Origin of the sequence: Sporosarcina sp. USHLN248, from assembly GCF_037144575.1 — a bacterium.
In the GTDB taxonomy this organism is placed as follows: domain Bacteria; phylum Bacillota; class Bacilli; order Bacillales_A; family Planococcaceae; genus Sporosarcina; species Sporosarcina contaminans.
Map to the genome: position 1 here is coordinate 24,439 of NZ_JBBCZC010000038.1, position 11,270 is coordinate 35,708.

The 11,270-nt window shown below is 42.9% G+C and carries 10 protein-coding genes; 3 read left to right on the plus strand and 7 right to left on the minus strand.

All coding sequences use genetic code 11. The features are described 5' to 3' along the window. Positions 1 to 17: 17 nt before the first annotated feature. The 3 genes from WFH04_RS14365 to WFH04_RS14375 form a co-directional block, all read right to left on the minus strand. Positions 18 to 974: a PstS family phosphate ABC transporter substrate-binding protein gene (locus tag WFH04_RS14365; protein ID WP_336824744.1), complete on the minus strand. Its 957-nt coding sequence runs from the start codon at positions 972 to 974 to the stop codon at positions 18 to 20. 165 nt (positions 975 to 1,139) lie between these two features. Further along, positions 1,140 to 1,958, minus strand: coding sequence for a phosphate ABC transporter ATP-binding protein PstB (gene pstB, locus WFH04_RS14370; protein ID WP_336824745.1), 819 nt, complete (start codon positions 1,956 to 1,958; stop codon positions 1,140 to 1,142). Between the two features lie 221 nt (positions 1,959 to 2,179). Next, positions 2,180 to 2,620, minus strand: a complete 441-nt coding sequence (locus tag WFH04_RS14375; protein WP_336824746.1) for a YtoQ family protein — start codon at positions 2,618 to 2,620, stop codon at positions 2,180 to 2,182. A gap of 106 nt (positions 2,621 to 2,726) precedes the next feature. Between WFH04_RS14375 and WFH04_RS14380 the strand changes: the two genes are divergently transcribed. The 3 genes from WFH04_RS14380 (at position 2,727) to WFH04_RS14390 (ending at position 5,770) form a co-directional block, all read left to right on the plus strand. Then, on the plus strand, positions 2,727 to 4,298 hold the full coding sequence (locus WFH04_RS14380) for an amidohydrolase (RefSeq protein ID WP_336824747.1): 1,572 nt from the start codon (positions 2,727 to 2,729) through the stop codon (positions 4,296 to 4,298). A 149-nt stretch (positions 4,299 to 4,447) separates the two neighbouring features. Continuing rightward, complete coding sequence (locus WFH04_RS14385; RefSeq protein ID WP_336824748.1) at positions 4,448 to 5,329, plus strand: NAD-dependent epimerase/dehydratase family protein; 882 nt, start codon at positions 4,448 to 4,450, stop codon at positions 5,327 to 5,329. 60 nt (positions 5,330 to 5,389) lie between these two features. Next, positions 5,390 to 5,770: a VOC family protein gene (locus WFH04_RS14390; RefSeq protein WP_336824749.1), complete on the plus strand. Its 381-nt coding sequence runs from the start codon at positions 5,390 to 5,392 to the stop codon at positions 5,768 to 5,770. Positions 5,771 to 5,828: 58 nt separating this feature from the next. Here WFH04_RS14390 and WFH04_RS14395 read toward each other — a convergent pair whose 3' ends face one another. The 4 genes from WFH04_RS14395 to WFH04_RS14410 form a co-directional block, all read right to left on the minus strand. Further along, positions 5,829 to 8,480: an MMPL family transporter gene (locus tag WFH04_RS14395; RefSeq protein ID WP_336824750.1), complete on the minus strand. Its 2,652-nt coding sequence runs from the start codon at positions 8,478 to 8,480 to the stop codon at positions 5,829 to 5,831. Between the two features lie 2 nt (positions 8,481 to 8,482). Then, on the minus strand, positions 8,483 to 8,929 hold the full coding sequence (locus tag WFH04_RS14400; protein WP_336824751.1) for a MarR family winged helix-turn-helix transcriptional regulator: 447 nt from the start codon (positions 8,927 to 8,929) through the stop codon (positions 8,483 to 8,485). Between the two features lie 202 nt (positions 8,930 to 9,131). Further along, positions 9,132 to 10,286, minus strand: a complete 1,155-nt coding sequence (gene lepB / locus WFH04_RS14405; RefSeq protein WP_336824752.1) for a signal peptidase I — start codon at positions 10,284 to 10,286, stop codon at positions 9,132 to 9,134. Continuing rightward, on the minus strand, positions 10,270 to 10,788 hold the full coding sequence (locus tag WFH04_RS14410; protein WP_408020192.1) for an RNA polymerase sigma factor: 519 nt from the start codon (positions 10,786 to 10,788) through the stop codon (positions 10,270 to 10,272). Before WFH04_RS14410 ends, lepB begins: the two co-directional genes overlap by 17 nt. Between the last annotated feature and the right edge of the window lie 482 nt (positions 10,789 to 11,270).

The window sequence follows — 11,270 nt, forward strand, 5'->3', positions numbered from 1 at the left end:
TATAATCGTGAGCTTGTTTAGTTTAGCCCTTCCAAAAACTCAATGTTTTCTTTCGCTTCCGCTTCAGGGATTGGTGCGAAACCAGTTTCGCCTGCAAATTTGTTTGCATTGTTCATTACATAAAGTGCAAAGTCTTTTACTTGAGGCTTGTCTTTCGCATGGTTAACGTTTAAGTACGTAAAGACAGGTCGTGTAAAGTCGGCATATGCGCCATCTTCCGCAATGGTATCCAATGCAGGTTCAACAGGTCCGTTTCCAAAATCGACAGAGACAGCTTGCAATTTGTCTTGGTTGTTTACGTAATAGCCAAATCCGAAGAAGGCAATTCCGTTTTTATCTTCCGAAACTAAATTAACGAGTGTTGAATATTCTTGCTGTAAATTGACGTCTTGGTGCATATCTTTTTTATCTAAAATCTTCTCATAGAAGAATTCATACGTACCGTGGTTTTCGTTTGGTCCCATAGCGTGAATTTCTTCATCTGGCCATTCAGGGTTAATGTCGGACCATTTCTTTACATTGCCGTCCGATAGAAAAATGCTTACCAATTGTTCAGGTGTCATTTCTGTTGCCCAATCATTTTCTTTATTGATGACGAAAGTTAGACCATCTAAAGCTACTTTCAATTCTTTTGTTTCAATGTTCAATGCTTCCGCTTCTTGAGCTTCTTCATCTTTGATTTGACGGGAAGCGTTGTTGAAATCCGTACCATTTTCGACCAAATATTTTTTGAAACCAGCGCTCGTTCCTGCGCGGCTCACTTCAACAGATACGTTTTCTTGTTCGTTCAACATATATTCTTCAGCTAATTTTGCCATCAGTGGGTATACTGTGCCGGAACCGTCAATAGCGACGCTGCCTTCCAATGTAGCTGTATCTCCATCTTTTTTTTCATCGGCTTGCGCTCCGCAGCCTGCGGCAATGGCTGCAATAGCAGCAATCACTATGAACAAAAGCATTTTATTGAACTTCATTTAAAACGTCCTCCCCTAAACTGTTTGTATGATAATGCCTTTCACTTATAGAGTATAAGAGTTGAATGTTAAGAGGGTGTTGTTAAAATGTAAAGGTATTGTAAATGATTGATTTACATAAAAATAAAACCATGTAAGAAATGAATTCTCACATGGTTTCAAGGGTCAGCCAAAACGGCCATTTATATAGTCATCGGTTAAATTGTCTGATGGGTTGTTGAAAATTGTTGTCGTCCGATCTTCTTCTATAATTTCTCCATTGAGGAAAAATGCAGTTCGGTCAGAGATTCGTGCTGCTTGTTGCATGTTATGTGTAACGATCGCAATCGTCACGTCATTTTTAATGGCACGAATCAATTCTTCTATTTTATGTGTTGAAACTGGGTCCAGCGCGGAAGTCGGTTCGTCCATTAAAATTACTTCTGGGTCGATGGCAAGGCAGCGAGCGATGCAAAGGCGTTGTTGCTGACCGCCGGATAAACCGAATGCACTTTTATTTAACCGATCTTTCACTTCATCCCAAAGTGCGGCTTTCTTTAAGCTTTCCTCTACAATACGATCGAGCGTTGCTTTGTTGCGAATGCCATGCACTCTTGGTCCAAATGCGACATTTTCGTATATCGATTTCGGAAAAGGATTTGGTTTTTGGAATACCATTCCTACTTTCGAACGCAAGATTTCCACAGGCATTTCCTTGCCTAATATGTTGTTTCCTTTGAACGTGACATGTCCGGAAATTGTAACATCTGCTGCAGTTTCCACCATGCGATTCAATGTCTTTAAATAAGTGGACTTACCACAGCCGGATGGACCGATAATGGCAGTCACTTCTTTTTCATTAATAGAAAGATCGATATTTTTTAAGGCATGCGACGTTCCATACCATAAATTTAATCCATTCGTTTCGTAAATCGGTTTCGACCAGCTTTCGTTTCTGACAACTGTTAGCGGTTTATCTTTTATTCGTTCTTGAAGTAAAGTCATTTGGAAATCCTCCTAATTGGATTGAGGCTTTTCTATAGTGTAGGCGAAGAGTGTTGAGTGAATATGAAGGGATTGTTAAGAGTTTGTAAATGGTTAATGGTTTGTTCGTTTACTGGCGTAGAGTGTTGTTTTACTGGCGCAAAATGTATGTTTGCTGTCGTCCATACTACTTATAAACTCCATAAGCGAAACGCCACCCGTTGCAGGTGGCGTTTTGTTGTTTATTCGAAAATATATTGCAATGCTTTGACGGCTTGGTCGACGGTTTCGACGGTAACGTATGCTTTGCGGGATAGTTCTTTTAGCGCGTGGTGATGTTGTTCGCTGCGGATCAAGATGAGCGGTTTGCCGAAAGCGACGGCTGCGCTTGCGTCCATTGCCGTATTCCATTGTTTATATTGATCGCCGAAGAGAGCGATGACAATGTCGGCCTTTTTCATTAAAATTTCTGTTCGTAAGTTGTTGAAGCTTGAAGCGGCGGCGTCTTTAAAGATTGCATCGGGCTGTTTGCCTAAGATTTCTTCACCGATGTTATCGGAACGATCATGATCTTCCATCGGGCCAACGAAATCGATCGGCAGTTGTAGTTCGGCAGCCTTTTCCTTCACCTCTTCGCGCCAAGATGTGTGGATTTCACCTGCAAGATATACGGTTAACCTCATTCCATGTCCCTCCTTCATTGATAGATTTCATTATAGCATTCAAGCGGGCAGGATTGCTCATTGTTGCTTGAAAGTTTAGAATAAGAGGAAGAAAAGGGGGATGGCAATGAAAGTAATTTGGCATAATGGCACGCTTTATACGATGGAGAAAGAAGGGGAGACGGTCGAGGCTATTGTTACCGAAAACGGAAAAATTGCTGCGATCGGCACATATGAATCTTTGAAGGAGCAAGCGGATGAAGAGGTGGATCTGCAAGGGGCCGTCCTCTATCCAGGATTCATTGACAATCATATGCATATGATTGGGCACGGGCAGAAGCTGCTCAGCTTGGATTTATCCAAGGCAAAGTCCTCTGAGGGCATGATGGATATGCTCATGAACGCCTATCCGGATTTGGAGGCGGATGAATGGTTTATTGGCGAAGGGTGGAATGAAAACAATTTTGCGGATAAAAAGATTTTTACTCGCTATGAATTGGATAAAGTGACGAATTCACCGATGTTTTTGAAGCGGACGTGCAGGCATGCGGCGATCGTTAATTCGAAAGCGCTTGAACTCGCTAATATTACGAAGGATACGCCCGATCCGGATGACGGGGTTATTGAGCGGGATGAAAATGGGGAACCAACTGGGTTGTTGAAAGAAGGCCCGATGGATCGAATGCTGCAGCTCATTCCAGAGCCGACGGAGGAGATGTTGACGAAAGCGCTTGAGAAATCGGTCGATGATTTATTGTCAAAAGGACTGACCGGAGCAGTGACGGATGACTTAGGCTATTACGGTGATTATCATAATCCTTTGAACGCCTTTAAAAATGTCATTGGAGCGCAGAAGAAAAAATTCCGGGCACATTTGCTGCGGCGTTCTACAGTATTCACTCAATTGATGGAAGACGATGTGACGTATGATGAACCGTGGATCGTGCCGGGCGAGATGAAGTTTTTTGTTGATGGCGCATTCGGCGGGCGGACGGCTTTATTAAGCGAACCATATGCCGATGATCCTTCAACTTGCGGTACTGCTGTGTTGACAGATGAGGAAATCGACGAACATGTGGCGACAGCACGGAAGTATGGGGAAGCAGTTGCGATGCATATGATTGGAGATGCGGCGGTTGAAAAAGGATTAGACGCGATTGAGCGCCATCCTGTACCTGAAGGGAAGCGGGATCGGCTCATCCATGTGAATGTGTTGCGGGATGATTTAGTGGAGCGAATGAAGAAGCTTCCTGTTGTATTGGATATCCAACCCGTTTTCGTGTCGTCCGATTTTCCGTGGGTGATGGACCGGTTAGGTGAAGAGCGTTTGGACTGGGCGTATGCTTGGAAGCGGTTGATTGACGAAGGATTCATTTGTGGGGCGGGGTCGGATGCTCCGATTGAAGAGGTCGATCCGTTGATTGGCATCTATGCCGCAGTGACAAGAAGGAAGCCGGGCGAGACGCATGAAGGGTACTTGCTGAAGGAGAAGCTTGGCCGTTTTGATGCGATCAGTTTATTCACAACAGGCAGCGCGGCGACGATCGGCAAAGCAGATTCACGTGGGAAGTTAGGCGTCGGTTTTGATGCGGATTTTACAGTGTTGGATAGGGATTTGTTTAAGGTGGATGTGGAAGACATCATAAGTATAGCAGTCGTGATGACGGTTGTGGCGGGAGAAATTATGTATCGGAAATAGACAATGCGGGAGTTTCTATGGTGAAAGTTGAATTCTCTTCAATGTAGGGCTTGCATCGAGAGCCTAATAAGGGCTTCCCTCCTATCCAAGGTGATAGAGGTCATGTGCGAAAAGCTTAAAGTACATTGGAGCAAAGGGGGAATGAATTAGTGAAAAATATTTTAATTCTTGGCGGCACTCGTTTTTTTGGCCGTAAATTAGTCGAGTTATTAATCGAGGATGGACATCATGTTGTGATTCTAACACGGGGACAATCGGACAATCCTTTCGGTGATAAAGTGGAACATCTTATAGCCGATCGTGTAAATAAAGAAGAACTTGCAAAGAAAGTTGAAGATCGTACTTTCGATATTGTGTATGATAATATTTGCTATTCGCCAGATGACGCTTATGCTTTGTGTGAAATATTTAACGGGAGAATTGGCAAGCTGATTTTTACGTCAACACTTTCCACTTATGAAGCAGATGGGAATGAAAAAAGTGAGGCTGACTTTGATCCGTACAATTATGAAATTACATTTGGCGATAAGGATCAATTCACGTACGGAGAGGGAAAACGTCAAGCGGAAGCAGTATTTTTTAAATATGCAAAATTCCCTGTTGTGGCAGTTCGTTTCCCAATTGTAATGGGTGAGGATGATTACACACGTCGTTTACATTTTCATGTTGAACGCGTTGCGAATGAGGAGACGATTGGTTTTCTGAATATGGGTGCAGAAATGTCATTTATCCAAGCAACTGAGGCAGCCCGATTTTTAAAATGGGCAGGTATGTCTCAAGTGGAAGGCCCATATAATGCAACGGCTAACGGGAGAATTTCCTTGGACGAATTCATTCATTTAGTTGAAGAAGCTACAGGGAAAACTGCAAAGATTTCTTTAGAGAAAAACGATGACATACGCTCGCCTTATGCCATCCCTTCTTCTTGGTATATGACGAATGAAAAAGCTACAAACAGCGGATTCCAATTTACTAATTTGCATGACTGGCTAAAACCATTAATAGAGGCAATTGAAAGCAATAGAGAATAAGGGGAAAGCCTTCATTTTCTACAAAATTTAATCAAATGCGCCAAAAAGAGGAGGTTTCAAATGAATAAAACAACGCCAATAAAGAATCAGATGAATGGTGTCTTTATTCATGTATCTGATCTGAAGGCTTCAGCACAATGGTACTCCGACTTGTTAGGATTGGATCTTGATATAGAGAAGGTTGTGTCACCGGTTTATAACTTACCCATAATCGGAACAACTTCGTTAACTTTAGATGATCATACCTTTGATCTGCACTTCAAACATACTGTTAGTCCGAGTCCGATTTTTAATCTTTATGCTCCCGAAATCGAGCAAGCCTACCAGTATGTTAAAGATAAGGGAATTCAGATTGTGCGGGAAATCGAGTGGGTTGAAGAGACAGCTTGGTTTAATATAAAGGACATAGATGGAAATGTTGTTATGATTTGTAACTGTTGAATAGGGGGAACAAAAAACAGAGCAGCAGCCAATTCGACTACTGCTCTATTTATTATTTTCACCCTCTAAACGGCCACCAAACCCCACGGCCAAACGACACAGTAATCGCCGGAATGAGCAACGGTAAGATAATCAAACCGTACAACAGCAATCCTGTAATAACAATCGTCGCGATTTGGACAAGGCTCAATACACCGGATGGCATCATCGCACCGAATGTACCTGCTAAAATAATCGCTGCGGTAATAATGACCGTGCCCATTTTCGCCATAGATGTAATTAGGGCGTCTCGGACGTTTTTCCCATTAATGCTTTCTTCTCGGAAGCGGTCAAGCAGGAAGATCGAATAGTCGACGCCTAACGCGATTAGCATGATGAAGCCGAAGAATGGAACGGCCCAGCTGACGCCATCATATCCAAGTCCGTTAACGAAGATGAGCTCCGTAATGGACACAGATGTGTAATAAGTGAGCAACAATGAACCGATCATATAGGCTGGCATAATTGCCGAACGGAATAGGATGAACAGCACGATGAACAAGCCGACGAGCATGATCGTCACAGTCCGTGTAAAGTCTTTCGTCGAAACATCATTCAAGTCCGCATTCATGACGGAAATTCCGCTAAATGCGATATCCGCTTTTTCGAAAGGTGTGCCGATGACGGATCGGTGGACGGTTTTTTCGATTTCTTCCACGGTTCCAATCGCTTCTCGGGAATACGGATCCTGTTCAAGGATAACTTCTAACATAATACCTGTTTCTTCATCGATCGTATACCGGTCAATGACAGGTTCAAACTCATCTTCTGTAAGTGTGCCTTTTGGAATGAACAGCCCTGTATCCCGCACGCTCTTCGTATTTCCCATATCTTTCATCATATCAGTTAGTTCGGAAAGTCCTTTGTGAATTTCGCCAAGCCCTCCGTTAGCTGCTTCAACGCCTTTTGCAAGCTCATTCAGACCACCGGATAAGGCACCCATTTGACCGCCTGCACCATCTAACTGATTGGCAGCGCCATACAAGCTATCGCTCACTTTGCCAAGCTCGGATCCCAACGCTTTCAAACCACCTGCGGCTTGTGCAGCGGGCATTCCTTGTTCAAGCCCGCCGGCTATTTGAGAAAGCTGTTCATTGATTTGCTTAATGCCACCAGCTGCTTGGCGCAATCCTGCACCTCCCGTGGAGGCTGAACCAGAAGGCAATTGACCTGTAATTTCAGTTAACCCACTTTGCACTTGGCGAAGTCCGTCTTGAACTTCTGAAAGTCCACCGACTGCTTCATTCAAACCATCCGCCATCAGCGCAATTTGATGATCGACATACAAGTCCTCGATTAATTCTCCTGTCGGACGTGTTATCGTACGAACGCTTTTCACACCATCAACTTTTTCAATGTCTTTGCTGATCGACTCCAAGTAGGTGACATCTTGTTCATTTACAATCTTCGTATCTTTTTTCAAGATGACTTGGACTGGCAATGAATCTCCTTCACCAAACGCTTCGGAAATCCGATTGAGTCCCATGACAGACTCCTTACTGTCATCGATTTCATCGACTGTATTGAATGACAAGTCATTGTCATATGTCAATAGAACCGGAATCGTAATAACCGCAACGATGAGCATCGAAATAAGCGGCCGGGCAACCGACACTTTGCTGAATGCGATCCAAATTTTGCTGTCCTTATGGGAAGCTGCGCCCTTGGATGGCCAGAACAATTTATCTTTCAATAAAACCATGAACAATGGAACGATTGTGTACAAAATGACGAGCAGAACCGCAATCCCAACAGCAACTGCTACAGCAGATTTAAAGATCGGAAAGTCCGCAAATCCGATCGCTGCGAATCCGATAAACACTGCCGTTGCGCTGATAAAAAGTGTGCGCCCCGCTGTTTTGTATGTGTTTACGATCGATTCTTCTACTTCGTGACCAGCTAATAATTCTTCTTTGTACCGGCTAAGCAAGAGGATACAGTAATCCGTTCCTAATCCGAACAGAATCGCCACGAGGAAGATTTGCGTGTAGTTCGAAACAGGGAAGTCGAACCAATCGATGAAATAAGCAACGATTGATTGGCTAAGCAAATAAGATATACCGACCGCCAATAGAGGAACAAAAGGCGTCACAATCGAGCGGAATACAATCAGTAACAAAGCAAAAATCAGAACGACTGTAATCAATTCCGTCTTTTTTAACCCTTCTTGCGCGCTAATATTGACGTCATTGTTAATGATCGCTTCACCCGTCAAATAGACAGTTTCATCTTTAGGAAGTAGGTCTGCATGGATTTTACCCGCAAGCTCAATAATTTCTTCATGAGCTCCATCCACCGTAACTGGCACGAGGATCGTTTTCTTATCCTCTGAAACTAACTGTTTTTCCATCTCTTCATTTTCAAACGGATCTAATACTTCCTTCACCGGTTTCCCGATTGATTGGATTTTTTGTGCCACTGCAGATACATTTTTCTTTAATGCGTCATCTACAGGTTGGTCGAGTGCATAAACGAGTGAAATGGTTTCCTCTGCAGCGCCCGCTTTCTCCAATATGTCCGCCGCTTTCTGCGATTCTGCCGTAGGAGGAAGCTGGAAAGAACCGGCGTCTTCAGCTTGTTTCGCAAGGTCAGGGGACAGGATGAATAAAATTACGGTTAGCGCGATAATCCCAATGAATATCGGCCATTTAAATTTCAGCACTTGTTTCATACTTACATTCCTTTCATATGTAAAATATCTTTTAATTTACGAAATGTGTTAACAAACGTATCAACCTCATGTTCTTCTACCTTTCCGACAAATAGTTTCACGATACTTTCATAAACCGCTTCGTCGGACTTTTTGAGAACTTCTTCCCCAGAAGTGGTCAACTGTACAATTTTCGCACGTTGATCATTCGGATCTTTATCGGAGGAAACAAGCCCTTTTTCTTCTAACTTCTTCAAACGAGTCGAAATAGCGCTTTTATGCACTCCTTGTATTTCGGCTAATTTTCCATTTGATAAGGGACCTTGTGTCGAAAGTATTTTCAGCACTTGGATTTGCTCAGGTGAATAGTCATTCCAAACGTCGACATTGACCGTTTTTACAACATGCTCTGATCCGTAGATTAGTACTTCCTGAAATAACTCAATTGCCTCTTCCAATTTCTCTCTCAATATAGTAGACCCCCTCAACTAATATTCATAGTTTAGGGGGTCTACTAATTTTCGTCAATATAGAAGATAGGTAACTTGGTAAGAGAGGACAGGTAAAAGCTTGATAGGGCAAGGCCCAAGGGAATTATGACAAAATCATGGCAGTACAAGAAAACAAACAGTAAAGGCACTATGGGTTTCCGCGTGCCTTTACTGGATCATGTTATTCCGCAAGACCCGTAATAATCCCTTCAATCTCTCCAATCGGCAATGGACCATACTCTCGGCTATCGTATCCTCTCCACCATTGATCGACGAGAATAAACACTGTATTTTCCTTAACAGCTACGGCTGCCATGTCCATATTGAAGTACTCCCTTGTTGATTGTTCATCTCCAATTCTACTTTTCGGAACCGAATCGAAATACTCTTCCTCGCCCAAGCCATTCATTGTTGCTTTACCATAAAACGTATCAAGCTTTTTTCCGTCGATATACACTTGGCCGCCTTTAATCTCGACTGTTTCACCGGGTAATCCGACAACCCTCCCGATATACATTTCAGGAACTGCCGAATTCTTGGCGATGACGGAAGACGGCATATGATAATAAACGACATGCCCCCGCTGTAGCTCGTCGAAATCAGTTGAAACGACGAGTTGCCCGTGTCCATGTGATTCGAAATCATGATTTCCTCTATCCATTGAATCCAATTCCCATTCAATTAAAAATGTATGTTCTGATTGAGGAGCTATCTCCAAATGTTCAGGAGTTATGTCATCAGTGATTGCCTCCAGTGTATCCAAATAGATCCTTGTGGAATATTCGACACCATCTTCCCCCACAAGAATTCTTGGTCCTAATATCTTGAAGTTATAAGTGAACCCTGTTTTGCCATTGACCTTGAGTGTGTACGTATCGCCCCTCTGTGTAATCGTATAATTTTCATAGATCCCAGGTGTTAAGAGGGGCTTCTTAATTTTATAGCCACGCATGTATGCTTCCCTATCCGCTTTATCTGACATAAAATTTGAGCCAAGGAAATCATCTTCAATGGTCAATGAAGTTCCATTGAATTTCAAAGCGAACCTAGTAGCACTCGTTTGACTTGATTGTTCTAAAAGCATCCCGTCCCATGAAGCAGTTACATTCGTTGTATCAGAACCATCAATGGTTACATATAAACCGATGCCGACCACAAGCAGAACAATAAGTGAGATGAAAGTAGGGAGAAATGTATTTGTACGAAACACTTTCTTAGGGTGGATTAGAACAAAGATACTTCGGCGTATTTTCTCTTTCTGTATGGAAGAAGGTTTAAACGCTTGGCCAAGTTTCTCCAATTCTTGCGCTATATCATCATCAGATAAGTGTTTCATTCGTAAAACCACCTTTCTCTAACTCTTTTTTGAACGCGTCAAGCGCTCTTAACAGACTCATCTTCACTTTTCCTTCCGACCAATTGAGGACAGCTGATGTTTCTTTTGTAGAGAACCCTTGGATTTTCCGCAGGATAATGACTTGCTGGTAACTTAGCTTTAGTTGGCTTAGCGCTTCGTAAAATTGCTTCTGCTGCGAATTAAGAAGAACAATTTCCTCTGATGATCGTTCGTGCTTGGTGATATGAGTATTTATATCAAAATAATAGGTAATGGGATTCTTCTTTCTGAAATAACTCATCGTTGTCGTGTAAGCGATACGGAAAATCCATGTTTTGACAAGGGAGTTCCCCTTGAATTGATGTTCCTTCTGAATAACCTTCATAAATGTCTCCTGAGACAAGTCTTCAGCTGTATGGGGTTCTTTCACAAGCATAAGGATGTAACTGTAGACAGCATCATAATATTCATCAAACCACGCTTCACTCGACAAATCGTTCACCTCACTTATTACTTACTTAGACGCATTTACGTAAAATCGGTAACGAATCTTATTTCAATCATATACTAATCGTCCAAACGAAAGACCGCATCCACACTAGATGTGTGAATGCGGTCTCAGACTGTAGACAAAGTATCTTTTTACTTTGTCTACAGTCTTTTTAAGGTTTGTAGTCATGAGATAGGTGCTTGCCCAGCTTGGCTTGAAAACGCTTGTCAGACAAGGCGCGAAGTCGAGCGAAGACCCGAATCGAACTTAAGGTTCATGAGGGGACGAGCGAGACGAGCAACGCCGTATGCGAGCGTTTGTCAACAAGCTGAGACGGGGCTGTCCAATAAGTCCCTAAAATAGAACAGGTGGCGAAAAACGATTCGTTTTTCGCCACCTGTTCTTGTATTTTTCTCATTCAATACTGAAAGTAGCACGCGGATGCCGGCCACTTTCAGTAGATTGTGGGCCAATGCCACAATTCCGAATTCCGT